This window comes from Desmonostoc vinosum (genome assembly GCF_059505385.1).
The window spans coordinates 1-26,017 of record NZ_JCACKM010000034.1 but is presented as its reverse complement, the minus strand read 5'-3'; the positions used below and the strand labels follow the sequence as shown (position 1 = coordinate 26,017).

Annotated in this window: 24 protein-coding genes; 9 read left to right on the top strand and 15 right to left on the bottom strand. The window is 42.3% G+C overall.

Annotated features, from left to right (window positions below; all coding sequences use genetic code 11):
• Window positions 1–74: 74 nt before the first annotated feature.
• The 3 genes from AC5JMF_RS05185 to AC5JMF_RS05175 are packed head-to-tail and all read right to left on the bottom strand — an operon-like array spanning window position 75 to window position 3,157.
• Window positions 75–1,406, bottom strand: coding sequence for a tetratricopeptide repeat protein (locus AC5JMF_RS05185; RefSeq protein WP_495794659.1), 1,332 nt, complete (start codon window positions 1,404–1,406; stop codon window positions 75–77).
• A gap of 18 nt (window positions 1,407–1,424) precedes the next feature.
• A complete protein-coding gene (locus AC5JMF_RS05180; protein ID WP_495794658.1) occupies window positions 1,425–2,351 on the bottom strand; it encodes a tetratricopeptide repeat protein in 927 nt (308 codons plus the stop codon).
• Complete coding sequence (locus AC5JMF_RS05175; protein ID WP_495794657.1) at window positions 2,327–3,157, bottom strand: SAM-dependent methyltransferase; 831 nt, start codon at window positions 3,155–3,157, stop codon at window positions 2,327–2,329. Before AC5JMF_RS05175 ends, AC5JMF_RS05180 begins: the two co-directional genes overlap by 25 nt.
• Before the next feature lie 731 nt (window positions 3,158–3,888).
• Here AC5JMF_RS05175 and AC5JMF_RS05170 point away from each other — a divergent pair.
• Complete coding sequence (locus AC5JMF_RS05170; protein WP_495794656.1) at window positions 3,889–4,443, top strand: cupin domain-containing protein; 555 nt, start codon at window positions 3,889–3,891, stop codon at window positions 4,441–4,443.
• Window positions 4,444–4,615: 172 nt separating this feature from the next.
• Here AC5JMF_RS05170 and AC5JMF_RS05165 read toward each other — a convergent pair whose 3' ends face one another.
• The 6 genes from AC5JMF_RS05165 to AC5JMF_RS05140 form a co-directional block, all read right to left on the bottom strand.
• Entirely contained in the window at window positions 4,616–5,413 is a 798-nt protein-coding gene (locus AC5JMF_RS05165) for a hypothetical protein (RefSeq protein WP_495794655.1), read from the bottom strand.
• Window positions 5,414–5,627: 214 nt separating this feature from the next.
• Entirely contained in the window at window positions 5,628–5,828 is a 201-nt protein-coding gene (locus AC5JMF_RS05160) for a hypothetical protein (protein ID WP_495794654.1), read from the bottom strand.
• A 336-nt stretch (window positions 5,829–6,164) separates the two neighbouring features.
• On the bottom strand, window positions 6,165–6,527 hold the full coding sequence (locus tag AC5JMF_RS05155) for a four-helix bundle copper-binding protein (protein WP_495794653.1): 363 nt from the start codon (window positions 6,525–6,527) through the stop codon (window positions 6,165–6,167).
• Between the two features lie 507 nt (window positions 6,528–7,034).
• A complete protein-coding gene (locus AC5JMF_RS05150) occupies window positions 7,035–7,853 on the bottom strand; it encodes a DUF928 domain-containing protein (protein ID WP_495794652.1) in 819 nt (272 codons plus the stop codon).
• Between the two features lie 91 nt (window positions 7,854–7,944).
• Window positions 7,945–10,269, bottom strand: a complete 2,325-nt coding sequence (locus AC5JMF_RS05145; RefSeq protein ID WP_495794676.1) for a CHASE2 domain-containing protein — start codon at window positions 10,267–10,269, stop codon at window positions 7,945–7,947.
• Between the two features lie 174 nt (window positions 10,270–10,443).
• Window positions 10,444–11,412 (bottom strand): DUF1822 family protein, encoded by a 969-nt coding sequence (locus tag AC5JMF_RS05140; protein ID WP_495794651.1) that lies wholly within the window; start codon window positions 11,410–11,412, stop codon window positions 10,444–10,446.
• A 169-nt stretch (window positions 11,413–11,581) separates the two neighbouring features.
• Here AC5JMF_RS05140 and AC5JMF_RS05135 point away from each other — a divergent pair, with 169 nt between their 5' ends.
• Complete coding sequence (locus AC5JMF_RS05135) at window positions 11,582–12,154, top strand: thermonuclease family protein (protein ID WP_495794650.1); 573 nt, start codon at window positions 11,582–11,584, stop codon at window positions 12,152–12,154.
• A 232-nt stretch (window positions 12,155–12,386) separates the two neighbouring features.
• Here the strand turns inward: AC5JMF_RS05135 and AC5JMF_RS05130 are convergent, their stop codons facing one another.
• Together AC5JMF_RS05130 and ebsA are read right to left on the bottom strand one after the other, a co-directional pair.
• On the bottom strand, window positions 12,387–13,481 hold the full coding sequence (locus AC5JMF_RS05130; RefSeq protein ID WP_495794649.1) for a phosphotransacetylase family protein: 1,095 nt from the start codon (window positions 13,479–13,481) through the stop codon (window positions 12,387–12,389).
• 193 nt (window positions 13,482–13,674) lie between these two features.
• Window positions 13,675–14,049 (bottom strand): type IV pilus biogenesis protein EbsA, encoded by a 375-nt coding sequence (gene ebsA / locus AC5JMF_RS05125; protein WP_495794648.1) that lies wholly within the window; start codon window positions 14,047–14,049, stop codon window positions 13,675–13,677.
• A gap of 169 nt (window positions 14,050–14,218) precedes the next feature.
• Between ebsA and ilvA the strand changes: the two genes are divergently transcribed.
• Window positions 14,219–15,748, top strand: coding sequence for a threonine ammonia-lyase, biosynthetic (ilvA, locus tag AC5JMF_RS05120; RefSeq protein ID WP_495794647.1), 1,530 nt, complete (start codon window positions 14,219–14,221; stop codon window positions 15,746–15,748).
• Between the two features lie 58 nt (window positions 15,749–15,806).
• Here ilvA and AC5JMF_RS05115 read toward each other — a convergent pair whose 3' ends face one another.
• The 3 genes from AC5JMF_RS05115 to AC5JMF_RS05105 form a co-directional block, all read right to left on the bottom strand.
• Window positions 15,807–16,199, bottom strand: a complete 393-nt coding sequence (locus AC5JMF_RS05115; RefSeq protein ID WP_495794646.1) for a type II toxin-antitoxin system death-on-curing family toxin — start codon at window positions 16,197–16,199, stop codon at window positions 15,807–15,809.
• Window positions 16,186–16,380, bottom strand: coding sequence for a DUF2281 domain-containing protein (locus AC5JMF_RS05110; RefSeq protein ID WP_495794645.1), 195 nt, complete (start codon window positions 16,378–16,380; stop codon window positions 16,186–16,188). Before AC5JMF_RS05110 ends, AC5JMF_RS05115 begins: the two co-directional genes overlap by 14 nt.
• Before the next feature lie 101 nt (window positions 16,381–16,481).
• The gene (locus AC5JMF_RS05105; protein ID WP_495794644.1) at window positions 16,482–17,717 is read right to left on the bottom strand and encodes an LL-diaminopimelate aminotransferase; all 1,236 of its coding nucleotides are present in this window, start codon (window positions 17,715–17,717) and stop codon (window positions 16,482–16,484) included.
• Window positions 17,718–17,850: 133 nt separating this feature from the next.
• Here AC5JMF_RS05105 and AC5JMF_RS05100 point away from each other — a divergent pair, with 133 nt between their 5' ends.
• The 6 genes from AC5JMF_RS05100 (at window position 17,851) to AC5JMF_RS05075 (ending at window position 23,602) form a co-directional block, all read left to right on the top strand.
• The gene (locus tag AC5JMF_RS05100; protein WP_495794643.1) at window positions 17,851–18,513 is read left to right on the top strand and encodes a hypothetical protein; all 663 of its coding nucleotides are present in this window, start codon (window positions 17,851–17,853) and stop codon (window positions 18,511–18,513) included.
• 238 nt (window positions 18,514–18,751) lie between these two features.
• Window positions 18,752–20,074 (top strand): four-carbon acid sugar kinase family protein, encoded by a 1,323-nt coding sequence (locus AC5JMF_RS05095; RefSeq protein WP_495794642.1) that lies wholly within the window; start codon window positions 18,752–18,754, stop codon window positions 20,072–20,074.
• A 24-nt stretch (window positions 20,075–20,098) separates the two neighbouring features.
• Window positions 20,099–21,136 carry a septum site-determining protein MinC gene (gene minC / locus AC5JMF_RS05090; RefSeq protein WP_495794641.1) on the top strand — a complete coding sequence of 346 codons (1,038 nt, stop codon included), beginning with the start codon at window positions 20,099–20,101 and terminating at the stop codon, window positions 21,134–21,136.
• 45 nt (window positions 21,137–21,181) lie between these two features.
• Window positions 21,182–21,988, top strand: coding sequence for a septum site-determining protein MinD (minD, locus tag AC5JMF_RS05085; RefSeq protein ID WP_495794640.1), 807 nt, complete (start codon window positions 21,182–21,184; stop codon window positions 21,986–21,988).
• A gap of 36 nt (window positions 21,989–22,024) precedes the next feature.
• The gene (gene minE, locus AC5JMF_RS05080; protein ID WP_495794639.1) at window positions 22,025–22,294 is read left to right on the top strand and encodes a cell division topological specificity factor MinE; all 270 of its coding nucleotides are present in this window, start codon (window positions 22,025–22,027) and stop codon (window positions 22,292–22,294) included.
• Window positions 22,295–22,726: 432 nt separating this feature from the next.
• Complete coding sequence (locus AC5JMF_RS05075) at window positions 22,727–23,602, top strand: DMT family transporter (RefSeq protein ID WP_495794638.1); 876 nt, start codon at window positions 22,727–22,729, stop codon at window positions 23,600–23,602.
• A gap of 148 nt (window positions 23,603–23,750) precedes the next feature.
• Here AC5JMF_RS05075 and AC5JMF_RS05070 read toward each other — a convergent pair whose 3' ends face one another.
• Complete coding sequence (locus AC5JMF_RS05070) at window positions 23,751–25,064, bottom strand: hypothetical protein (protein ID WP_495794637.1); 1,314 nt, start codon at window positions 25,062–25,064, stop codon at window positions 23,751–23,753.
• Between the last annotated feature and the right edge of the window lie 953 nt (window positions 25,065–26,017).

Here is a 26,017-nt window from a genome sequence, read left to right as displayed (position 1 = left end):
AGAATACAAACTAATCTTCATTTTTGACCCTTCCTTGCTATCAGAGCAAAGATTTTATTGCTAGTTACGTGTAACTATAATATGATTAAGTCGGATAAAAGATTGAAGATTTGCGATCGCTCGCTTTCTGAAAGTACTGGAGTTTGATAAATCCTCTCCAATGCATATATAGGATTGATTGTTGCAGCAAGGTCTCGATAGGGCTGTGCTTTGCCAAGAAGAGGGTCTCCGTTGAGAATATGGCTTAAGTTCCCAAATAGCGTCAGTACGCTACTACAGGTTTCTGTGAGCGCAAAGTTTTTCTGTATCCACAATTTCGGATCTTCTTCAACATCTGAACTAGTGTTATTGATGACATCCTCTAAAACAAGTTGCGTCAGTGGATGTTTCTCTCCAGCATTGTTCTTAATTTTTTGCAAGTCTTCGATTTTAATTCGTTCGGCTTTAACTAAACATAGTAATACTTTCTGACAAGCCTCAGAAAAATCTCGCCTTGCATCTTGCAAGAATTCCTCTACTTCTTCTTTAATATCATTGATTTCTAACAAAGAACCATCTTGTTCTTCTTTTTTTTGATTCGCTTTAACTACAATCACAATCAGCTTAGCAATTAAGTCATTTGGATTGATAATCAAAGCTTGCAAGGCATAAGCGATCGCTCGCTCATAATGTTTGCGCTTTCCTTCTTTATCTGCTTCATTTTTAGTTAAATAAAAAGATAAAAATGCATGTTCATGCAGATTAACTCTTCTACTTTCCAAAGATGAAACTGGCGAAGAAGAACCTTGCAAAATCTCAGAATTTGGTGCAATTAATGTTTCTACTCCTAAATCCCAAAATGAATTCTCATATTCTTGAGCTAATCTATAAACCGTTGCTCGCATACCCCACGCCCATGCATATGTGGGGATGAGTTCAATCGCTCTATTTAGGCAATTCAAAGCATCTTGTTTAATATTTTGATCTATCTGTATACACAAAGATTCCTGCTGAAAACAAACCATACTCAGGCGGTAGGTTGCTCCTAAATGAGCTAACGCCCAAGCATAATTACTATTTTCTGGTTTATGAGAATCAAACGCTTTTTTAAAATGTTTGATAGCTAGTTCGATATATTCTTTTTGACGATTATTGACGATCGCCAGCAAGCGATAGGTTTCACCTAGTTGTGCATGTGCCCAGAGATACTCATCATTTTGGGCGGTCGCTTGCTTTAAGTGATCTTCTGCTTGCTCATAATCCATCAACTGCCGGTAAGTTGTGCCGATATGAGCATGAATCCAAGCATTGTCTGCATCCTTTTGCAGGAACTCATTAAAAATATTGATCGCTTGTTCATAAGCCCCTGATAAGCGAAAGGTTTCTCCTCTTTGAGCTAAAAATTGGTCGTTCCAATCAATCTGCATAAAATTCTCCTAAAAAATTTATTTGAAACTTAACTCTTCGAGGTTGGCGGCATTAATCGCCCCACTAATCAGTAATGCCTGAGTTTGGGGGTTATACCGCCAGTCTAGCCAAGCTGGATCGTGACCAACTAACTCGATGGCTTCATCATTAATCGGAATAGCTTGTCGGAGATATTGCCATGCTTGCTCGCAGTTATTTTCTAAAATTGCCAAACCGCTAAGACGATAGAGAATATCTCCTTGGTCTTTTGTCTGCTGTTGAGAGTGCAATGCTGTTCTGGCTTGCTCAATCTCTATTTTGGCGCGGTATAAACCTTGACTACATGCTTTGGATACTGCTATGCAGTACAAAGCTGTTGTGTCATCTGGGGCTTGTTGCAACCTCTGCTCACAATAGGCGATCGCCTGAGTATATTGACCGTCGTAGCAAAGCATCAACCCCTTCTCAATTAGCCAATTTTTCCCAAAAATATTTTTATCAAAAGCGATCGCTCGGTCGAAGTCGATGAGGGCTTTCTTGTAGTGCTTCATCAATTCATACACACGACACCGATAAGCAAGCGCCCAATAGTAATCCGGTTTGAATTGAATAGCTAGATCCAAGTCAGCTAGTGCCATTGTGTAATGTGCTTCTCCCAGAAAGCGATAGGTGACGCCCCGATGAGCGATCGCCCAAGTATAGTTAGGGTTCAACTCAATGGCGCGGTTAAAATCTGCCAGGGCTGCTGGGTAGCGCTTCATCAAATAGTAGGTTTCGCCTCGATGAGCGATCGCCCAAGTATAATCTAGCTGGAGATTGACCGCTTGCTGGAAATCTTCTAGGGCTTCTTGATAGCGCTCCATGAGGCGGTAAGTTTCTCCTCGGTGGGCAAACGCTTGAGTATCACGAGGATTTTTCTCAATTGCTCCATTCAATTTGATTAGAGTTTGTTGGTAGTTTTCCATTGGCTAGTTTCTTCCTTCTTGTGTTCCACAGACACAGACATACCCAGACGCATCAACATTTCCCTATCAATTGGTGCTGGGGATTTGGGTGGGACATATAGTGTTGCAACCTCTGTCATCTCAGTTTCTGGCAGCCTAGCCAAAGGCACACGACAAATCACAGGTTCACAAACCGGATAATAAACAGATGCCTCATAAACAATTACTTCATGTTCAGAGTCGTAATACCTGTTGAGGACTTCGGTCAATATTTTCAGAGAATGTAAGTTTCCTCCTGGCTGATAAAAACTGAGATTTCCCACCATGGCAATCTGCCATAAAATCAATGCACTCGTGGGATCAAATTTACGCTGTCGGATTAAAAAATCTGTTGCTTCAAAACTCTGACAACCGTTTTTACCGGGGTCAAGACCAAGGTCTGCAAATAAACAATCTTCTGCTGAAATTCCTGGTAGCATCCGCGCTCGAAAACCTTCTTGACGCGCTTGTTTAATTGCCGCATGTGCCGGGTCTGCAAATACGCCTGGATGACCATAAAAAGCAGCACAAACATTCAATCCTTGGCGCACTTCAGCCAAGATTTTCTCGGTCATTTCACAATAGGTTTCTCGGCGGCGCTGATTGTTGGTATTGTATGGCAGAGATTCAGCTGTTGCATTGAGCGATCGCAGCCACTTCGCTGTCACTGGGTCAGCCACAGCAAACAAAACTTTATCAGCTTGTTCAATCCAGGCTTTTGCAGCCAAAGTCAGATGACCTACTAATTGAATACCTGTGCCAACAACGGTTAACGAACCAGCTTTCAACTTTAATTTCCTCCTCTGTTTAAGAGGGTTTCGCCTGGTTATGAGTCTTTTTTATCCGATCAGCAAAATAAATACACAAATGTATTTAGCTAATATGCGTCTAAATTGCACATTCTTTCGCTAAGACTCCCATTAGTTCTTTTTCCTTTGTAAATACTTTGAGCAGCACCATAACACTTAGCTCAATATCTATTTTTATGTTCTCTGGGGATATTTATTTACACAAAAACGATATACTTGCCAGTGACTTTTGCCAAAAATAACTTTACTGTTTTTATATTTCTAAACATCTTCACAGAAAGATACTTAACAGTAACTTTCTTTGCTTTGTTAGCAAAGTATAATTCTTTTTAGAAATATTAAAACATCAAATTTATTCGGCTATTGATCATAATATCGCTTTTGAAAAATTACACAATAGGTATTCCGATAAAATATATATTTTTTGTTAGATTCATTTTAAATATAGTTTTTATATGAGTAAAAAAACAATTTTTATATGAGTTTTTATATGAGTTTTACTATGATGATGTGCGTGATTTATGTGATATGACAATCCTTGATGGGGAATAGGAAATAGGGAATAGGGAATGGGGAATTGATTATTCTCCGCGTCCCCGCGTCCCCGCGTCCCCGCGTCCCCACAAAAAAACATCGGTTTACCTATCGGGAATAGTGGCTTATTGACTTAAAATTCAGTATACTTTTTTTTAATAATTAATTTTCTTGTCATGGCTACCTTACTACTTGACGACGGCACAATCGAGAGTGACTTAGGCGAGATAGCTCGTGAACTTGCCCCCCTGGGTATCCAACTTAGACACTACGATCCAGGAACATCGCTTTTATTTCCCAGTTTGGCAGAGCAAGACGTTGTGACCGAATCTGAAAAGCGCTACATCATAGAACTCCATAGCACCATCTTTGAATTCCTCCAGCAAGAAAATGACTCTTTGTGGTGTGATTTGCTGAATATACATGCAGGTTCGCCTAACCTCCATCATCTGATCACAACCTACAGCCGTTACCACACTCATACTGCCCCTGAACCCCTCTACGTCTTGACAGGAGAGATGATTTATGGCTTTGTGCGACCTGATGGTAGTCAAGTACAACTTTTAGTTCAGGCACAAGACTATCTCTATATTCCTGCCGGGGTTGAGCATTGGAATAGTCCAACAGCATCGTTGCATTTCAAAGCAGTACGCTACTTCGCACATGTAGAAGGTTGGATGCCCGTTTATACAGGAACTCAACTAAGTGATTCGCTCAACAAACCGCGTTAAGGTGTTGGGGGAAATGGGGAATTGGGAATGGGGGATTATTTTCTGTTCTTGCTTCTGTGATACTTTGACTTCTCCTGTCGGAGACGCTACGCGTAGCAAGATCCCAAAGGGTACGCTCAGTACAAGTAAGTAACTGATGCTTCGACTCTGCTCAGTACAAGTAGCTGATAATTTATTCTACTTCCTCACACCGAATTAACAGCGTTTCCATCGCTTCTGCTAAGGAAATTAACTCTGTCCAAGAGGAACCAGTAACTAAATTTTGAGCGTGAGCTAATCGGTTGCGTAACTGTTCGGCCGATTTTAGAAAACGTTCACCAAATCGCTTTGATTTTAGCCCAAGTTGCTGAAGAAGTTCTGGTTGATTCAAAACCAATTCTCGCTTATCACAAAATTGTAAGTAGTCCAATAAATCCGTCGCTTCATTTCTTTCTTGACTCTCACGCCATAGGCGTTGTGCAACTATCAAGCGCTCAGGTTTGAGAACTTTTTGCCAAGAATCTTGTGGGTAATAAAGCCGTACTAGCCGCAGCAGATTCATTTCTAGCAGTGTCACCAAACCAAACAGCAACATTCGTGCTGGTGCTTTCTGCAAGTCGCCACAGGTAATAATTCCACTCACTTGATTACAGTCCAAAACAAACAATCGGGGAGTTTGTTGCAAAATGGGTAGCAACTTCATCAAAGGAGTGGAAATAGCAATTAATTCCTTGGGATGAAACACCCGTTGATAGTCACTGCACTTACCAGACTTCGCTTGTGTCAAACTAGAGCGTTCTACATAGCCGCTGATAGTATCTTCCGTCTCAATGCCAACCACATCGAAATCCTGTGCTTGCATCCAATGCAGCACCTCTGTTACCTCTGCTGCTGCTGGTACAGCTTTTAGGGGTTCTGCAACATATTCAATCGTGATATTGTTCTCAAATAAACTCCGCAAATCTTGAGAACGGGATTTAAGGTGTTTCATCTGCCGTTAGCTATCACACGTCAGCAGGATCAGTATTTCATAAAAGCTAGCATTCTGTCAGTCCAAGCTTTGTACTTCTTTGTTACAGAATTTTTTGTCGCGTTTTAACTCGTTGCAGTCAAACCCTTTGCGCGAATTCTCAAAGAATTTAAACAATAGTACATTGCGCTCAAGAGCAGGTTAATCTGGAGCCGCTTTTAATTAGACACGGTGTTTATGCTGCTTGTAGCCGTTTCAATTCTTGTATCAACGCAAGACATTGTTTACTAGCGTCTCTAGCTTGCCGCATTAAATCAAGTCCAAGTTTTCTATCCACTTTAGAAACTTCTACTGACTGATTGCTTAATTGAGCGGCTTTGAGGCTGAGTTCTTTGATTCTGGCTTTGAGTGCTTCATGCTCTACTGTTGATGGCATCTTAGGTCAGCCTCCTAATTCTGAAATTACAACGTCTACATTTTCCATCTGTTCATAAAGTATATTTGCTCTAGCTTGGAGTAAGCTAGGTCGTCATAATCTCCTTGGTCTATAGCATCATCTGCTAAGTTGTATAGTTCTCTTATTATTTCCTCAAGTTTTACATATACCCACAATAATGCGTCAAGTGTTGTTTGCTTCAAGCTTTTATACTCCTATTTCTAAATTGTAATATGGTACTTTAATTACAAATCATAAAAACTTCAAGCGCCCAGACTCGAAGAGCCTGAGCGCTTGAATATTAGGTTGCAGAGAAACTTCTGCTGAGTGGTGGAATTAAGCAGGCATCATTTGCATAGCTCTGCAAGCTTCTGCACACTTGCGGCAAGCGGCAGCACATTCCATCATTTTTGGGTCATCACTCATATTTTCGCAAGCCATCGCACAGCGATCGCACATTTCGGCACAGAGCATACAAGTGCGTCCCATAAACTCAGAACCACCCATCATCATGTTCATGCACATCATGCACATTTCCGCGCAATCATGCATCATGCTCATCATGCTCATGTCCATGTGCTTACCGCCTTTACCCATGCAATAAGTCATGGTTTCCATGCACATTTTTTGGCATTCCATGCAAGCATTCATGCAGGTTTGCATTTCAGTTGTCATGGTTTCAGTCATCATCATCATCATAGGAAATACCTCCTGATTTTTTGATGTATAAAGCAAGTCCCAGGTAGGACTACTTACAACAGTAATCAGATTCTTTTAAAGAGTCAATAGGAGATTTTTTACCAAATTTATAAGCCTACTATCTCGATATAATTACCGGAAAATAAGATTAATTCTCCATAACTCAGTGTGGTTTTCTTTGAGAACTCTTATAAACTGAGGACTGCAAACTCCTGTTATTAAGTAGACTTTTTATAGCTAATCAATTTTTAACTTTGGGATCAAAATTCACACTGATTTTGAGCCAGGATTAATGTCTAATTTTTTAATAAATATTTGCATAGGTAGGGAGTGGGGAGTGGGGAGTGGGGAGTAGGGAGTAGGGATTAGGGGGGATGAGGGGGATGAGGGGGAGAAATTTTAATTTACACTCTCCGCGTCCCCGCGTCCCCGCGTCCCCGCGTCAACCAAAACGCGAAATCTAAAAAACCTACCCATAAGAGGCGGGGGCCTCGAGTTCCCCAGTCCCTACTTCCCAGATTCTGAAATAATCGGTTCTGTTGCGACGTTATCTAAGCGGGCGCTGGTTAGCAAATCTCTCCACTGAGCCTGAAGTGCTGGGTCTTGAAGATTTTTTTGCCGTAGTTCTAATAGTGTTGTGACTGCTTCGTACCAGATGCCATTTTGGGCATAGATGGCAAAGCGCTTGATTGGTGTAGCAGTTTTTAGTTGCTCAGCTATTGTCTGACTCAGGTTAACTCTTTGGATTACCCCTTCAACGTAAATTGGGGGCGAATTCTTTTGAGGGTCGCAGTAAATATTGAAGTACCAGCGATATTGTTTATTTACTGCTAACGCTGGGGCTGTGCTAGGTAAAGAGACTCTGACAATACCTGGTCGAGCCGGTAAAGCGATCGCGGTTTCATAAATATTTGATTTTTGATCTTGCAGCACAAATTCAGCTGGATAGCCATATTCCTTGATGTATGGCACATAAAACAACCAACTAGGACGTTCTAATGTTGTCAATCCCCAGACATTTGTCACTGAGCCTTTTTCTTCATAATGTACTAAAGCGGTGAGTTCAGGCTTCACAGATTTACATAAACCTGGATTACGACTAGCTCCCCCGCGAGGACGACCTCCAACTGCGGGGCCTGGCGGGGGTGAGGGGGGATTAAAAGGCGGAGTTTGTGACCGGGTTGGTTTGCGATCAGAACTGTTGGGTGAGCGTCCTGGAGATGATGAGGTTGGTTTTGCCAAGACTGAGGTAAGGCTACTCAACAAACTAATGCAGCTAAAAGCGATTACTAAAAACAGTTTTAATGATTGTGAATTTGATTTCATATCAATCTTTCCTGATAAATGCAAATTAGCTTCAATAGGGAGTGGGGTAAAAAAGATTTTTTCATAATTAACGTTTACTGCTGTGGAAAAGTTAGATTTGATATTGGTTTTTAAGTTTGAAATTGTAAATTGACATTAAACCAACTGCCATTGCTAATGACAAAGCTGATGGTACAAATGGCACCCAAACACCACCAACCAACAGAGCAAAGCAAGCTAAATATAAGACACTAGAGGTAACACTAACACTCAATGCTAACCAAGGTAGCGATCGCCACCGCCAAGCTAGCACTCCCCCAAGCATTGACCAGCCTAAAATCCAGATTATTTCAATCCACACTGACCAAACCCGTATTAATGCACGCTGATTTAATACAGCACTCAGGATTTGGCTGACCATATGTGCATGGACTAATACCCCTGGTATTTGGTTACTAGAGGAGGTTCCGTAAGGCGTAGACCAAGTATCTTGAAAATCTCCTTTAGCCACCACACCAATGAGAACAATTCGGTCTTTGACAGCACTGGGGTCAACCGAATTAGATAAAAATTGTGTGAGTGGCACCTGTTCAGCAATCTTTTTTGAGGAACGATAGTTAAGGAGGATTTGACCACTAGTATTGATACCTTGATAGACACCAGTGGGAGACTTAAGAGTTGGGAAAACTGTATTACCTAGTTGTAAATCGCCTTGCGGGGTGAACTTGGGTGTAATTTTTGGTAAGAGATAACGGAATGCTAATTGTGTACTGAGTGCATGGGGAGTAGAACACAAGGAAGCTGCTTCTTGGTTCATAAATAAAAGATGGCGACGTATAACATCATCATTATCAGCCACAAAATCGCTGAATCCTAAACGTTGTTTGGGGATTTCTGGTGGTGGCTTAATGCCTTTTGTATTCGCTGTGGCATCACTTCCTTTACACACTCCAATTAAATTCTGAGTTTGTTGAAGACGAGTGACTAAATCTCGGTCTTCGCCACGAAAATCACGGTAAATATCCAAGCCAATAGCTCGTGGTTGATATTTTTCTAGTTTTGCTAGCAATTGACCTAGAGATTTGTCAGAGATAGAAGTCCCTCTGAGGGACTCGTTATTTTGTCGTTGATTAGCTATGTCAGCATCATCAATTGTCACTATCAACAAACGTGAGTCTACACCTTCGTCAGGACGCGATCGCATCATTTGGTCATAGGCTGTGAGTTCTAAACCTTGCAACAGTCCCAGAAGCCGCATCCCACAAACTACAGTTGTCGCTATGACACCAGAGAGCAAAGCGTGTTGAATTTTGCTTTTGCGGGTTATTTGTACCTTTGTTGGTAGTTCTTCGTTTTGTGTAGATCTCAGTTCGTCCCAAGTGGGTGGTATCTGGGCTGGATTTTGACAAATTACTGGTAGCCAAGTTGCACAGGGAAATCTATCTTCAAGTCCTTGTAAGCGTTCTCGTCCTTGTCTGACTGCCTGATACAAAGATTGGCCACCTGCGAAGCCTTGGAGAAAATACTTCAAGAATTCTTGAGCAACGTAATCTGGGACTGGTTCGCGCATGACGATGATCTGGGGTATTTGCAAATCAGCCAATTCTCGTGCCAATCCTAAGCCATCACAAGAGTTGAAAATAGCCAGTTGCAAACCATTCTCGATCGCTTTTTTCAGGGCGTACTTTAACTCACCAATGGTGAGGCTATCGGTTTGATTGATGTATATCCGACCGGTTTCGCCATTCCCCTGAGTACAACTATGTCCAGCAAAGAAGAGGATATCCCAGTTTTTCCCCCAGAGATGCTCGGTTAACTCCTTGCGTTGAGGTTCAATTAATAAGCTAATTTCAGCATTGGGACACTGTTGTAATAAAGCTTGATCAGCTTGAGTGTCAATTCCCATACTGTTGCCCACAATCGCCAAAATATTGACTACTTGATTGTGGGTAGATGGCTTGTGAATGCGATCGTAAGTTGGTGAGGAAAGGGCAATTTCAGCTTTAGGATAGCGTTCTAACAAATCCCATAAATGCCATGGTAATAGCTGCAATTGGCTATTTTCCGTTTGCAGAATTACCCTCACTTCTTCTGTGGGCAATAATCTTTCTAACCATTTCTCTCGCAAAGGACGAAACTCTTCTGCTCGCAGCCAGGTGTTAAAGCGTGCCCGTAAAATATGGGCAGTACTTTCGCAGTCTTGGGTCATCGAGACATTCGTGACTTGTACTCGATCAGCATGTAAACGATAGCGGTTGCCCAACTGTCGATAGCTAGACTGCCAGTGGCTGTAATACAGTGGCATCTCGGCTGATGGAGGTAGCTTGCCAATTATTTCTGTTGAAGGACGCTCATGTTCTTCACCAATTTGCAGGGTGACAGCAAACCCTTGCTCAAAACTCCCCTCTCCGAACTTTAGAACTACTAACTTACCCATGACCGTCGCTGCCCCTTTGGGGAATTCAAAATTCAAAATAAGGCTTGCGGACTCGCTACCGTTGCGCTAACAAAATTCAAAATAAGGCTTGCGGACTCGCTACCGCTACGCTAACAAAATTCAAAATTAATGAATTTTTAATTCTCCAATAACCAATTACAGACGTTACATGCCTTAAATCATGAAATGTTCTGTAATACTGGTGTCATTCAATGCTACTCTAACGCTAAAGCGCTCTAGAGTTTCACCGCGAAACTGTAATTGAATGTAATTGTCTGATTTGCGAGATTGAGCTTCTAAAAAAACTGCTCCTGAACTATCTAAAACAGTGAGATGGACTCCGGCTGGTAAATATATTTGCTCACCGACAGCGTGTAACTGAAGGCGAATACTATTTTGTTGGTTCGTTTCTGGGGTGATTTCTACAATTAACATGACGAATTGATTGAGAATTTGGATTCCCAAATCAATCAATTTTGCACGCCTAGTAACTGCTTCTGATTGATTGGTAGCATTTCTTTCTATAGTTTCAGTACTACGAAAGGCATAAGCTGGTCTGAGTTCTGGCATATTCCATAAAGATTCGATATTTTGCCAACCTGTTTCAAAAACACCAGCTAGCCACTGACTTAAATTCACCAATGGAGTCAATGGAGATTCTTGCAATTGTGCTATGTGGTCGATTAAATCTTCTAGGGGTTGTAGTTGAGTTAGAGGCAGTTTTTCGACTGCCACATTAGGGATGAACCCTAGCATTCTTGCTTCTTGGAGTGATTCGTCAAATTGAACTACTACATAACCTGCTCGTTCTTCCCAAGTTTCTGGGGGGATGGAACAAGTTTGTTGGTGCAAATGCACAGGGCGACATTCCAAACGACCAAGTGAAGAGACTTCTAAGTCAGCTACATTAGCACAGAGGCGCATTATAGGGTTCCAGCTGTCACTTGCTGCGAGGTTAGTAGGGATATCCATCATCTGCAAATAGTCATTCACCACCCATACAGCCAGCGTATTTAGCCGGACTTGCTCTGCTTTTTCGGGAGTCGGTTGTTCTTTGGCAAACTGCTCAGCAGTGACGCGAGCTGTTTGAGAGATAGGCAATGTTAGTACAAAATCATCTAGCTGATAGGTGGTGTTAGTCATAAATAAAATCCCCAGTGATCAATGCTGCTATGTAGATATCGCTCGCTTTCACTAAATTTATGCCATAAAATTAAGCTTGAATACACAATTTTGGCACTGCTCTTGTTGCACATTCTGATGATGGTTATTTTGTTAGTATCATCCCTCAGAGGTATTTTGGTGAGTCGGGATGGAGAAATTAACTAAACAAACACATTTTTGGCTTTATGCAATTATCTTCTGTTTAGCTTTGGCGGGCTGCGATCGCCTCTCTAGTGCTTCTGGAAATACTGTTGAGCGAGTCAGTGATGGTGATACTTTAGTAGTCAAAGATGCTAATAACAAAAATCTCACTGTCCGCTTTGCTTGTATCGATGCACCGGAGATAGCTCATTCCAACAAAGAAAGACAAAGCAGACGTACTAGCGATCGCAATCAATTTAATTGGGGCGTAAAGGCGCAAGAACGGGTAGAGGAACTGGTCAGGCAAGGAGGCGATCGCGTCACTTTGAATGTTACCGATAGCGATCGTTATGGACGCAAAATCGCTGAAATTCGTCTCAGGGACGGCACTTTCATCCAACAAGTTCTAGTTCAAGAAGGCTTAGCAAAGGTGTATCGTCCTTATTTAAATAAGTGCCCCAGTAGAGATGTTGTGCAACAAGCTGAAGCGGAAGCGAGGCAACAAAGAATGGGGGTTTGGGGTGACAGGAAATTTGTCAATCCTTGGGAATACCGCAGTGTCAATAAAATAGAAAAGTAGTGGACTAAAATCAACCGAACTGGCACTCTTGATAGCGGTGAACTTTCATTAAGTGAATGCACCGCAAATTTGTTTGGCAGAGAAAATTCTGTTCGCTGATGACTAATTTTACAGATCAATTCTTACAAAGTCTGAGCGCCGGAAGTCGGCGCTCAGACTTTGCGCTTTGTCCTTTATAGATACAAATGACTAATGACCAATGACAAAGGACGATCCCCGTCGGTGGTGAGTATTACGACAACGTTGTTGCTGGCGTTAACCCTAATTTAGACAACAATCGATCAATATCAAAATGCTCAGCCATCAATTGGCGAATACACTCAACCTTAATCGGTTCATGGAGGCGAACTTGCCCAAAAGTGCGGTCAACAATTTCTACAGTTGTTAGGGTATCGAGATCAACCGATAAAATGGGAATTTCTAGCTCTTCAGCGCGATGGAGAATAAAAGCCGGAGGTGGGAGTTGTCCAGTCAGGATGAGACATTGGGTAGAGGTTTCCAAAGCCGCTTGCTGAATTTCCACGCGATCGCCTCCTGTCACCACAGCCATATTTCGGCGTTTGCGGAAATATTTGACAGCGGAGTTAACATTCATCGCCCCAATCGCTAGACTTTCGACCATTAAATCTAAGCGATCGCTCCGACAAAGGACTTCGGCATTTAATTGATTGGCTAATTCCCCGACACTGACACTACGGAGTAAATCATTTTTTGGTAGTGCTGCTAGTACTGGAATATCCTGCTGTTCTAGAAATGGACGTAACAGAGTCTCAACTGCTGTTAGTTGTTCAGTAGGGATGTCATTGATCACAACACCAATCAAGCGATCGCCTACACGTTGTTTAGCAGCTAATAGCGCCTCAACCGAAAGCAACGAATTATAGCGGGCTACTAGTAGCACAGCAGCTTCTAAGACTTCAGCTACTTGTAGCAAAGACAAATTAAATAAATTGCCTTCTGATAAATCACCAGGCCCCTCTAGTAATACCAAATCTCCCCTGGATACTTGCAGATACTGCTGTATCAAAGATTGATGATAATCAGTGTTGTCTTGATTACGCAGACGTTTTTGCACATTGACTTCATCTAACGTCAGCAAAGTTGGTGCAATGCGGTTTTCTGGCAGATTGAGGCTTAGGGCGACGAATTGGACATCCTCTTCAACTACAGTTTCACCACATGTAGTTAAACAAGTACCCAGCGGTTTACCGTAGGCAATATCCAGTCCTTTTTGTTGTAGCTGATGAGACAAACCCAGAACAGTTGCCGATTTACCACTGTAAGTCTCGGTTGAGCCAATCAGCAAATACTTATGGGATTTTGGCACACATGCACTCCTAATTTCAAAACTCAGAAGAACCAAGCTAGGTGTTTCCTAATTTTAGATGGTTCTGGCAAAAGCCTGCTGTATTAAGAGTGGGGAGTGGGGAGTAGGGATTAGGGAGTGGGGAGTGGGTAATGGGGATTGGGGATTGGGGACGCAAAGAAAATTTCCCCCTCATCCCCCTCATCCCCGGGACTTATTCATCTATTCGCAGCAGTTTGCGGTAAAATATTTGCGAGAAATCAGTGACGCGATAGCGCTTATAATTTTCCATCAGTTCGATTAAAAAATTAATAAATTCAAAGCTGGCCATCATCAGCTCGTAGCTGAGGTCAGCGTTGCCATCAAACTGTACTCGACAACGCGTGAGATCTGAAGGTAAGCTTGCAACATTCCAAGTTACAATAAAAGGAATATGCTCGCTAGCTTCGATTTTGCGCTGTCCCTCTAGAACGCCTTTTTGATAGAGACTGATCGCAAAAGGTAAAATATTCCGCTTAGCGCCTTGAATGTAAGGTAAATAAACACTAGCTTGTTGTTGATTAGCAGGCTGTAGTTGCTCAATAGACATTGTTAAATATTCCTCAAGTTAGTTGACAACTGGGGATATTGGTGGTTTTAGATAGTATTCCCGAAAAAGACTGTGTGAAGAGAGCGATCGCAGATTATTATGTACAAAATGGGCACGCAAGTGGCGTAAAATTATCATCCATCAGCCATCTGCTACTCCATTGACGCCCATGCTTTGCGACTATCTAGTACAAATCCTGACGGCTCGTGTGTATGATGTTGCCCAGGAAACACCCTTAGAATATGCTCCAAATTTATCTAAGCGACTAAATAATCAGCTGCTGCTCAAGCGAGAGGATATGCAATCAGTATTTTCCTTCAAGCTGCGCGGTGCTTATAATAAGATGGTGAATTTGCCACCAGATATGTTAGCACAGGGCGTAATTGCTGCATCTGCTGGGAACCATGCTCAAGGGGTTGCCCTTGGTGCGAGTCGTCTAGGAACACGAGCTGTAATTGTGATGCCTGTTACTACACCCCAGGTAAAGGTAGACGCAGTGAAAGCGCGTGGGGGAGAGGTAGTTTTGCATGGAGATACCTATGATGATGCCTACGCCTATGCTCGTCAAATAGAAGCGCAAAAAGGTTTAACTTTTATTCATCCCTTTGATGATCCATATGTAATTGCCGGACAAGGAACTATTGGTATGGAAATTCTGCGGCAATATCAGCAACCTATCCATGCAATTTTTGTAGCTATTGGTGGGGGTGGGTTGATTTCGGGAATTGCCGCGTATGTCAAACGGTTGCGTCCTGAAATTAAGATTATTGGGGTTGAACCAGTAGATGCTGATGCTATGCGTCAATCGCTGCAAGCTGGGCATCGGGTACGCTTGTCTCAGGTGGGTTTGTTTGCTGATGGGGTGGCAGTGCGGGAAGTTGGCGAAGAAACCTTCCGCTTATGCCAGCAGTATGTAGACGATATTATTTTGGTTGATACAGATGATACCTGTGCAGCGATTAAAGATGTGTTCGAGGATACACGCTCAATTTTAGAACCAGCGGGGGCACTGGCGATCGCAGCTGCTAAAATCTACTCAGAACGAGAACAAATCCAAGAACAAACTTTAATTGCTGTTGCCTGCGGTGCGAACATGAACTTTGATCGCCTGCGGTTTGTTGCAGAAAGAGCCGAGTTTGGTGAACGCCGCGAAGCAATCTTTGCAGTCACAATTCCTGAAGAACGCGGAAGTCTGCGTAAATTTTGTGAATGTATTGGCAGACGTAATTTGACTGAGTTTAACTATCGGATCGCAGATGACAAAGATGCACATATTTTTATCGGCGTGCAAATTCAAAACCGTGCCGATGCGACAAAGATAGCGACAATTTTTGAATCGTGTGGTTTTAAAACCCTTGATTTAACAGATGACGAACTGACAAAATTGCATTTGCGACACATGGTTGGTGGACGTTCTCATTTAGCCAACAATGAATTACTCTACCGTTTCGAGTTTCCTGAACGTCCAGGCGCGTTGATGAAATTCGTTGGTTCCATGAGTCCAGACTGGAATATTAGTATGTTTCATTACCGTAACAATGGGTCAGATTACGGTCGAATTGTAGTTGGTATCCAAGTTCCACCTTATGAAATGCAAGAATGGCAAGCTTTTTTAGATACGCTTGGTTATCGCTATTGGGATGAGCATCAAAACCCAGCGTATCAAATGTTTCTTGGTACAGGCGATCGCCCTAAATAATCATGGAAGAAAGCCGCGATTGATCATGATTTGCAAAAGTCAAAAAAAGTATTTTTTATTATATGGGTGCGATCGCTTGCTCTAAATAATCTGCCAGTTCTAATTTATTCATCTGACCTTGAGCAATTTGCATTACCAAGTCATAAGCTTGCTCATCTGTGAGATTCAGAGAATAGCCATTTAGCCTGATAAAGGTATCCATCACTGCGAATGCTGTTCTTTTATTCCCGTCAATAAAAGGATGATTCATGGCTAGGTGGTAAAGATAGGCTGCTGCTTGCTCATGCATTGTAGCGTGCAAAAGCTCTCCAGCAAATGTAGCTTGGGGTTGAGCAAGAGCAGATTCTAGCAAACCTTCATCTCGGACACCATGACTACCGCCAAAGCTGGAAATTTGGTCAGCGTGAATAGCTAATACCTCATCCATGATCAGAAATTTAGGAATTTGCAAGGCGACGGTAGACCTCCTCTCTCTTTTGCTTAGAAGCTAGATAAGCTTTCCACGTATCACTTTGCTGCAACTCATGTTGCTGTTTAATTTTTAAAGAGCGCACAAACTCCAGTATCTCTTGTAAAGTCGGTTCTGGTACTTGCTCTAGTTCTTGAAGAATTTGTTCTTTGATTGTCATCATCCTCTGCGAACCTCTGCATTTAAATTTAAAAGGTTGGTGGGTAATGCTGCCCACCGAAACCAATAGAACGAGTTTAACAAAAGTGACTCCAAGCGATCGCTTTACACTTGAAACTTCTCGGCAATTCGCTTCATCGCCTCTTCCACATTCTCCCGACTATTAAACGCACTAATGCGGAAGTAACCTTCACCCGCAGCACCAAATCCAGACCCCGGTGTCCCTACCACATTTACAGTTTGTAACAGCTTATCAAAAAATTCCCAACTCGATAAACTATTCGGTGTTTTTACCCAAACATAAGGCGCATTCACACCACCGGACACTGCCAACCCAGCGGCTGTGAGTTTCTCCCGAATAATTTTGGCATTTTCTAAATAAAAATTGACTAGTGTCTTGATTTGTGCTTGTCCTGCCGCCGAATAAACTGCCTCGGCCCCCCGTTGGACGATGTAAGATACACCATTGAACTTAGTTGATTGGCGACGATTCCACAACTTCCACAATTCCATATCGGAACCATCGGCGGCTTTTGCTGTGAGTGTTTTGGGTACGACAGTTAGCGCACAGCGAGTACCTGTAAAGCCTGCATTTTTAGAAAAAGAACGAAACTCGATCGCACACTCTCTCGCACCTTCAATCTCATAAATTGAGTGGGGAATCTCCGCATCGGTGATGTAAGCTTCGTAAGCGGCATCAAAGAATATGATTGAGCGATTAGCTCTAGCATATTCTACCCAGGCTTTTAAATGCTCTTTAGTTGCAGTTGCACCGGTGGGGTTATTCGGGAAACAGAGATAAATTAAATCGACTTTCTTTGAGGGAATCTCGGCAGTAAAGTTGTTTTCAGCGGTAATTGGTAGATAGACTAAGCCTTCAAACTCGCCTTGCTCGTTAGCACTTCCAGTATTTCCCGCCATAACATTAGTGTCTACGTATACGGGATATACGGGGTCTGTCACAGCAATGACATTGTTGTGACCAAATATTTCTAGAATATTGCCTGTGTCACATTTAGAACCGTCGGAGATGAAGATTTCCGCAGCATCCACATTCGCTCCCCGTGCTTGGAAATCTTGGGTAGCAATTTTTTCGCGTAACCAAGCATAGCCTTGTTCTGGGCCATAGCCTTTAAAAGTGGTGCGATCGCCCATCTCCTCGACAGCTGCAATCATGGCTGTGCGACAAGCTTCTGGGAGTGGTTCAGTAACATCACCGATGCCCAGCTTAATAATTTTAGCATCAGGATTAGCCTCAGCAAAGGCATTAACCCGGCGAGCAATTTCCGGAAACAGATAACCTGCTTTTAGCTTGAGGTAGTTGTCGTTAATTGTTGCCATATGTAGATTTTTACAAGTGCCCTAAAACAGCTTACAGCCAATTGATATTGACGAGAGTGTTGTTACTCACCAGCAAAACCCAACTACAATAGCATAAACACGCGATCGCGCTTCCATAGGAGTATCCAGAGCTGTGCAGCCGGACTTAATAGGCTTGGAAATTAGCAAGGGAGAATTGAAACGTTTGACTGGCTTCGATTCAGAAGACGTTTTCCGACCTTCTATGATCAAAGATCGCGAACAGCGATTAGGATTTTTGATGAATGAAGCCTTGGTAGCGCTAGCCTTAACTCCGATCATTGTTGGTTTTATTTATGCATTTCTGATTTTGCCAACTATTGGTTCTTCAATCAAATTGGGGCTTTTATTGTTAATTTTAGTCCCAGTGGCTGTGCTTGTTGGGCGATGGCTTTGGCGGCGCTTTACCTGTCCCCACGCGCTGACTATACTTTTAGATGAAGTCGATAAATATCATGCCGTCGTGCAAGCGATCGATATTAATGACCAACTAGCAACATCAGGAAACTCTCAAAGTAGCATTAATGATCGTGAGCAAGTAATTACCGCCTTACAACTAATTAGAGAAGATTTAGTGCAAGCTCTGAAAACGGAGCGGGTTTTACGAGATAATAAAAAACTGCTTGCCAACAATCAAAATTTATTTATAAATAATTTAGCTAATCTGCAAGCTCTAGAAGTTAGTAGTCAGGCAGGCGAATACGGTCAACTGCTCAATCAATCTTTACAGATTGCTCTTGAGGTGCAAGCAGAAATCAGAAAATTGCAGAAAGAATAAGTATGGCGCATTTTAACTGTATATTGACTCGTTAGGGTTGTTCTTTGTCATTAGTCATTTGTATTTACAAAAGACAAAGGACAAATAACCAATGACCAATGACAGTCTTAACAAAAAATACCGCAAATCGCAGGTAAATGAGGTACAAATTTTCAGAACAAAGTTATATAAAAAAGACTTTCAACCCTGTTCCCTATTCCCTTTTCCCTACTGTATCTACAGTCCCCCGGTGACTTAAATGACCAACAAACCGAAGATAATCGTCCTGGATGATGACCCTACAGGTTCTCAAACAGTCCACAGCTGCTTGCTGCTGATGCAATGGGATGTGGATACTTTATGCACTGGGTTACGGGATGATTCACCAATTTTCTTTGTGCTGACTAATACCAGATCCCTACCCCCAGAGTCAGCCGCATCTGTAACTAGAGAAGTCTGTCAAAACCTCAAAATAGCCTTGAATACGACAGAAATTACAGATTTTCTGGTTGTCAGCCGTTCTGATTCGACATTACGGGGACATTATCCCATTGAAACCGATGCGATCGCTACTGAACTCGGCCCCTTTGATGCTCATTTTCTCGTCCCAGCATTTTTTGAGGGCGGACGCATCACCCGCGATAGTGTGCATTATTTGATTATTGATGGTACACCCACTCCAGTCCATGAAACTGAATTTGCTCGCGATTCGGTCTTTGGCTACCATCACAGTTACTTACCCAAATATGTAGAAGAAAAAACCCAAGGTAAAATTCCAGCACAGGCAGTAACAAGATTTCTCTTGGCTGATATTCAAGCCGGTAGTCTAGAACGCCTACTCAAACTCTCTAGTAATCAGTGCGCTGTTGTCGATGGTGAAACTCAAGCAGATCTCAACCGCTTTGCAGTAGACGTATTAGCCGCAGCAAGTCAAGGAAAACGCTTTCTATTTCGTAGCGCTGCCAGTATTTTAACCGCCTTGGTAGCTTTACCCCCCCAACCGATCGCAGCCGAGAATATGGCACAGTATGTCAAGCAAGGTAAACCAGGTGCCGTCATTGTTGGTTCGCACGTCAAAAAGACGACTCAGCAGTTAGCAGCACTGTTGCAAGTTGAGGGCACAGTCGGTATTGAGGTGAATGTTGAGCAGTTACTTGGTGATGATGTGAATCAATCTGCTACACTGCTAACCAATATCCAGGAAAGTATCCAAGTTGTACACGAGGCTGGTAAAACACCAGTAATTTTTACCAGTCGCCAAGAACTAACTTTCCAGGATGTAAAGACACGTTTGGAGTTTGGGACAAAGGTTTCAAGTTTATTAATGGATATTGTGCGCGGTTTACCATCTGGCATAGGATTTTTAATCACAAAAGGTGGCATCACCTCAAACGATGTCTTAAGTACTGGACTCGCCTTAACTTCTGCGCGTTTACTCGGTCAAATTTTAGCTGGGTGTTCAATGGTGCTGACACCACCAGATCATCCCCAGTTTCCTAACTTACCTGTAGTGCTGTTTCCGGGTAATGTCGGCGATGCTGATGCCTTGGGGACAATCTATTGTAGGTTAACTCAGCACTGACTACTGTCTTTTGGCTAGTGTTGCATGACTTATGATTCTGCTATGCCTGATTTAAAGTCAAATTCTGCACTACCTAATGCAGAATCAAATTCCACTACCGCTGAGGATCAGGTAAATTCTCATGTTTCTGATGGAGAATCAGATTCCATCTTCCCAGAAGCTGAGCTAAGATCTGTTCTTCGCTATTTAAAATCAAATGCTACCTTGGTTGAAGAAGAATCTGATTCTACTCCTGCTAATGAAGGTTTAATTTCTGCTAACTCAGATGCAGATTATATCCTGACTAATGCTAATGCTAATGAGTCACAATTAGCACAGCAAAAAAGCAATCAAAATATTCAAGTCCAATTTAAAACTGAAGAGGGGCGACTGTTATTAATTTTGCCAACAGAATCTCAAGTTCCGGCTTCGGAAGTTGGTTGGACTGAGATTTGGCAACAAATTAAGCAGCGTCTCAACGCTAGCGATCGCTTACGTAAAGCTAACACAGCAGTGCATCTGTTAGCACAAGACCGCTTACTAGATAGCAGACAACTGCAAGAACTGGCAGAAACCTTAAACAAAGTTCAATTCCATCTGACATCTGTAGCCACAAGCCGACGGCAAACCGCAATTGCCGCTGTGACATCTGGTTACTCTGTAGAACAACTACAACCAAAAATCAACTCTATCTCCAGAGAGATTCCCATACCTTTAGCAGATGCACTGTATCTCGAAATGACTGTACGTTCTGGAGTAGAAATTCGTCATCCTGGAACAGTAATTCTCTTGGGAGATTTAAATCCAGGTGGTATTGTAGTTGCAGATGGAGATATTCTAATTTGGGGTCGTCTACGTGGAATCGCTCATGCCGGTGCCGGCGGCAATCGTGAGTGTCTGATTATGGCCCTGCAAATGGAACCAACCCAATTGCGGATCGCAGATGCTGTAGCTAGGGCACCAGAGAAATCGCCAACGCGATTTTCTCCAGAAGTGGCACATATCACACCCAAAGGAATTCGCATCGCCAAGGCTACTGATTTTTCCAGAAATCAATTAACTAGAATCAATCAAGAGCCGTAAATTCTTAGTAAAATTTCTTGAACCTTAATCGCGCGCACTTCTATCATGACTCGCATTATCGTGATTACCTCCGGCAAAGGTGGAGTGGGTAAAACCACAGTTTCGGCAAATTTGGGCATGGCTATAGCCAAAATGGGGCGTCAAGTTGCTCTAGTTGATGCGGATTTTGGTCTAAGAAATTTGGACTTACTGCTAGGACTAGAAAACCGCATCGTTTATACAGCGGTAGAAGTCCTAGCTAGAGAGTGCCGCTTAGAACAAGCTTTAGTAAAAGATAAACGGCAAACCAATCTTGTACTCCTCCCAGCAGCACAAAACCGTTCTAAAGATGCTGTCACCCCCGAACAGATGAAATTATTGGTGAATGCACTGGCACAAAAGTACCAGTATGTGATTATCGACAGCCCCGCCGGAATTGAAAATGGATTTAAAAATGCGATCGCCCCGGCAAAAGAAGCCCTAATCGTCACCACACCAGAAATTTCTTCCGTTCGGGATGCTGACCGCGTAGTTGGGTTGCTAGAAGCACAAGGCGTTAAGCGTGTTCACTTAATAATTAACCGTATCAGAGCTACAATGGTACGTGCTAATGATATGATGTCAGTGCAAGATGTTCAGGAACTTCTCGCCATCCCCCTAATTGGGGTGATCCCTGACGATGAACGCGTAATCGTCTCTACCAATCGCGGCGAACCTCTGGTGTTAGGGGATACTCCCTCTTTAGCTGCCATAGCCTTTGAGAACATTGCTCGTAGATTGGAAGGAGAATCTGTCGAGTTTCTAGATCTCGACTCATCCCATGACAGCATCTTCGCCCGTCTGCGAAGGTTATTGTGGACAAAGATTGTTTAACTCATTTTCCAGTCTCCGCCCCAGACTTAATTTGCAATGATTGAACTTCTAGAACGACTTTTTCGCAGTCCTGACACCAGTCGCACTCAGGTAAAGCGTCGCCTACAATTGGTGATTGCTCATGATCGTGCCGACATCACCCCGCAAACGTTAGAAAAAATGCGCCAAGAAATCCTAGATGTAGTCTGTCGCTATGTAGAAATTGAGACAGACGGTTTGGAGTTCTCGCTAGAAAGCAACCAACGTACAACAGCCCTAATTGCTAATTTACCCATCCGCCGAGTCAAAGATGAAACCTCTGAATAGGAAAGCATTGATCATCTCAAGAGGTTTAATTCTAGTATTTACTTTATTTTTGATGGTTATATAAGTAGTGATAAATCCTTTGGTAGAGACGCGTCATGACTCGTCTCTACAATGGTTTACTTCGGGGTTTTTGGCCCTAGCAATTTAAGATTTTTTGTCATATTACTTGACGACAACTACTACAACAGGGAAAATCACCAAGAGCATACTGCTGACTCTACTTGGAAAATCCTCCATGGATCTCCCAATTTAAGAAGATTGGCGTGAGACTTTAAAGCCCTAAAGTGTAGTTTTCCTGCGTTGCCAACAGCAACTGCTCTACTTAGTTAAAGCTTAACCAAGCACTGCTTCACCGCAATTGCTGCACAATTCTACTCGCCTTTAAACTTTAATACCTTTTTTGTAAAAAAACATTATTCAATCAATAATCTGATGCAGACTGCAAATACCTTGCACTTAAAAGGAATAACACTGCTTATCCTTGTTAATTTAATTAGTGCGACAACTTTCCCATTGACTAAAGACATTGTTAGTAGCGTTTCACCAAGCGTGTTAATCGGCACACGCTTTATGATAGCGTCAGTTTTTTTTGCAATCCACTTACGTAATCTAAATTTACTTTTGCTCCGTGATGGTGTAATACTGGGACTTTTGTTATTTTTCTACTTAGCGATCGAAACGATCGCACTTGGAACAATACCAGCAAACCGAGCAGTATTCATTGTCAGCCTCAGCGCCCTCATTGTACCTCTGCTGGGATGGCTGATTGGTCAGCGTGTAATGCTGAGAACTCTCCTAGCAGCTGTAATTGCTGTAATTGGCATTGGTGCGATGTTTTGGGAAGAGGGGGAGTTAGGAATTGGCGATGTGTTGATGTTTTGTGATGCAGTTATTTATGCAGTCTATACATTGTATATAGAGCGAGTCGCTTTACGTCATCCCACCTTACCACTCACTGGTATTCAATTACTGTTTACTGGGGGGCTAGGCGCATTCTGGAGTCACTCGCAAATATTGAACCAGTTTGAGGCAATAGAACAGCACTGGAGAGGAATTGTATACCTAACGCTGATTGCGACTGCTGCTGTAACTTGGCTTCAGATCCAAGCACAACGATGGGTTTCAGCCTGCGACGCTGCTTTAATTTACACCATAGAGCCATTATTCGCAGCTATATTCTCATATTGGCTGCTTGGCGAACAATTGGGAATACGTGGTCTAGCTGGCGCTATTCTTGTTTTAACAGCACTAATTTTGAGTCAAGCTTCTCAAGAAAGCGAGCCAGATTCCAAATTACAGAGTAGTTAAGAAAAAAATTTCCCGTTGTCAGCGTTAGTAACAACGGGAATACATGCTATTTTTGGCGTTGCATAATTGCGGGATGATTTGGGAATTTACATCAACAATCATCCCTCTCAATCATTCCATGACTCAGCCATATCCTATTTCTTGTATGCTATCGATAGGCAACTTGTGGCCCTGACCAAACTTCTGTAAGTTCTCTACCAAAAGTAATCGGCTGATCAGCATCTGTAGTTGTATTTACAGTCTCACCGTTGTTAGAAACTTTTACGAGAGGCCAGTTTTCCTCACCCATTTCTCCAGCACGGAAAAGTACATGATCTGGTTGACTTTTACTCCAACCTAACAATACTGCAATCTTCTCATGGTCATTTTCTACCTGAGCAGGAGCGACAGTGTTAGCGCGATTTTGTTGCCGATCCCAGATGACAGCATGATCTGTAGCATCCCCAGTGTTAAATATACCTTCAAACTTGCGTGCTAAAAAGCGATCGCCTTTTTCTGACCAACTTACAGGAACTAACACCCCAATTGTACCCTTGGCATCAGTTGGTTCCGACGACACCACCTTTGTCTCTAAAAGCGGATCTTTATCACCAGCAGTTGAAGCCATCACCCACAACTTCTTGGTTTGTAAATCTTGAACAAACAGAACGCTGGTGACGCGGCTATTATACATTTCTGGTTTTACTTCTAGCTGCACTCGACTATAAACAGCATATTTGCCATCTGGAGAAACCACAGGAATGCTGCGGTAGTAGCGCACTCCAGAACCACCTTGAGAACCAATAGCCTCTTGAGTAGCTGTAATCCACTTCCAAGGAATCGGATGAGGACTTCCTATCGGATCTGTTTGTTCTGCTTGGGCTTCTTCGTCAAGCTGTTCAACAGGTATTTCTGTGGTCGTGCTTGGTTGTGATATTCTTACATTTGGTGCAACTTGAGCAGTCGCTAATAATTTCGCCACCACAGCTTTTCTTACCTGGATATTTTCTCCTCTTTTCAAAGACTGGACTCTGGCAGCTTTTAATTTTTGTACTAATTTAAATTGACTAATAGGTACATCTACTACTGGTGCCAATTCAACACCATTCAATTGGTCGCTAACAGACACATTACTATTTGATAGAGAATTATTTTCTACTAAAGACTTAATTTTATCTGCTTGTAACACCTGTGGTTCTTCAACAACAGGCATTTTCTTCAGATTAGAGTCAAGTTGTGCTGTTAAGGAGTTGACTTGCTCTGCTTTAGTCATTTCGGTTGTTTTCGGTTCCCCAACCGCAACAACTTCTTGGGAAACAGAATTAGATTCTTCCGCTGTAGAAGTTGTTTTTGCTACTTTAGTTTTTGCTGTACTTGAATAACTCGATGCCCCAAATAAGGGTGCAATTAGTATCATAACGACAGCGTAAGTAAAAAGTGGTCGCGCGCGGAACCAGCCTGACAGCAAAAGGGGTTTAAGCATGTGTAGACTCTCTAGAGGGGGGTTGCTGTGGAGGAGCAATATTTATGTAGCAAGGAGATAGGCTATGATTATATGTATAACAAGAAACTAAAGCTTTTACGAGATAGTTTGTGCCAGATTTGCTGATTTGTACAAAAGTTAAGTAACATTATTGACGTTTTCCTTTATAAAGTACTGAATATTTTTTTACAGAAATATGGCAGTATGGTAATTATGCTGATAACTCAGTAATTACTACATACTGTTGAGCGCTACTTACCACAGATCCAATTGCACAAAAAATCAGGACTGGTAAGGCGATATTTAAAATGTTGTCACTGGCAACCGAAGTCAGAAAGTTTGGCTGTTATAAACTTTGTTAGCAATAGCTAAACTCTGGCAAGCGAGTTTTTTAAACACTGCTATGACAGCACAGACCCTAATAACGGTAAATGTGAGGCGTTATGTGAGCTTGGATAAGCTGACATCCAATATATGATACTCAAAAGATGCCGTCTTCATCCACCCAAATTCATAAATTGCAATCGAAGCTATAGATTATAGTTAAGACGCAATACTATTTTAGAGACACAACTGCATTTCATGCCAAATTGAGGGAAGATTAGCCAAAAAAATTTATTAGATAGATGCGATCGCGGCTAAGTGTAATACGTAGGCTCTTAATTTGAATTAACTAGATGCAGCTCAATACTACTTGGTATGCTTGCCAATTCAATATAAGTCTATCAAAGAACGTATACTTTCACCAGTATTAGCGCGCTTGATGATCAATTTAATAAAGCACAAGGCAGTCCCCACATCCAGTTATTGCACTTTATTCGCTGTCACCAATAACCCGTTCCCACTCTAAGACTACCTAACTAGACCATAAATATGCTGAATTGTATTCTGGATTTGTGGCGTTGCTGAATCATAGGATGAAATATGATGGATTGAAATCTCAAACTCTTTAT

Bases quoted from the DNA above. Each gene is read 5' to 3' on its own strand.
- AC5JMF_RS05105 (WP_495794644.1), bottom strand. From the start codon at position 17,717: ATGGCAACAATTAACGACAACTACCTCAAGCTAAAAGCAGGTTATCTG.
- ilvA (WP_495794647.1), top strand. From the start codon at position 14,219: ATGCTTTGCGACTATCTAGTACAAATCCTGACGGCTCGTGTGTATGAT.
- AC5JMF_RS05145 (WP_495794676.1), bottom strand. From the start codon at position 10,269: ATGGGTAAGTTAGTAGTTCTAAAGTTCGGAGAGGGGAGTTTTGAGCAA.
- AC5JMF_RS05160 (WP_495794654.1), bottom strand. From the start codon at position 5,828: ATGCCATCAACAGTAGAGCATGAAGCACTCAAAGCCAGAATCAAAGAA.
- AC5JMF_RS05165 (WP_495794655.1), bottom strand. From the start codon at position 5,413: ATGAAACACCTTAAATCCCGTTCTCAAGATTTGCGGAGTTTATTTGAG.
- AC5JMF_RS05155 (WP_495794653.1), bottom strand. From the start codon at position 6,527: ATGATGATGATGATGACTGAAACCATGACAACTGAAATGCAAACCTGC.
- AC5JMF_RS05170 (WP_495794656.1), top strand. From the start codon at position 3,889: ATGGCTACCTTACTACTTGACGACGGCACAATCGAGAGTGACTTAGGC.
- AC5JMF_RS05070 (WP_495794637.1), bottom strand. From the start codon at position 25,064: ATGCTTAAACCCCTTTTGCTGTCAGGCTGGTTCCGCGCGCGACCACTT.
- AC5JMF_RS05075 (WP_495794638.1), top strand. From the start codon at position 22,727: ATGCAGACTGCAAATACCTTGCACTTAAAAGGAATAACACTGCTTATC.
- AC5JMF_RS05180 (WP_495794658.1), bottom strand. From the start codon at position 2,351: ATGGAAAACTACCAACAAACTCTAATCAAATTGAATGGAGCAATTGAG.
- AC5JMF_RS05150 (WP_495794652.1), bottom strand. From the start codon at position 7,853: ATGAAATCAAATTCACAATCATTAAAACTGTTTTTAGTAATCGCTTTT.
- AC5JMF_RS05135 (WP_495794650.1), top strand. From the start codon at position 11,582: ATGGAGAAATTAACTAAACAAACACATTTTTGGCTTTATGCAATTATC.
- AC5JMF_RS05140 (WP_495794651.1), bottom strand. From the start codon at position 11,412: ATGACTAACACCACCTATCAGCTAGATGATTTTGTACTAACATTGCCT.
- minD (WP_495794640.1), top strand. From the start codon at position 21,182: ATGACTCGCATTATCGTGATTACCTCCGGCAAAGGTGGAGTGGGTAAA.
- AC5JMF_RS05110 (WP_495794645.1), bottom strand. From the start codon at position 16,380: ATGATGACAATCAAAGAACAAATTCTTCAAGAACTAGAGCAAGTACCA.
- AC5JMF_RS05095 (WP_495794642.1), top strand. From the start codon at position 18,752: ATGACCAACAAACCGAAGATAATCGTCCTGGATGATGACCCTACAGGT.
- minE (WP_495794639.1), top strand. From the start codon at position 22,025: ATGATTGAACTTCTAGAACGACTTTTTCGCAGTCCTGACACCAGTCGC.
- AC5JMF_RS05185 (WP_495794659.1), bottom strand. From the start codon at position 1,406: ATGCAGATTGATTGGAACGACCAATTTTTAGCTCAAAGAGGAGAAACC.
- minC (WP_495794641.1), top strand. From the start codon at position 20,099: ATGACTTATGATTCTGCTATGCCTGATTTAAAGTCAAATTCTGCACTA.
- ebsA (WP_495794648.1), bottom strand. From the start codon at position 14,049: ATGTCTATTGAGCAACTACAGCCTGCTAATCAACAACAAGCTAGTGTT.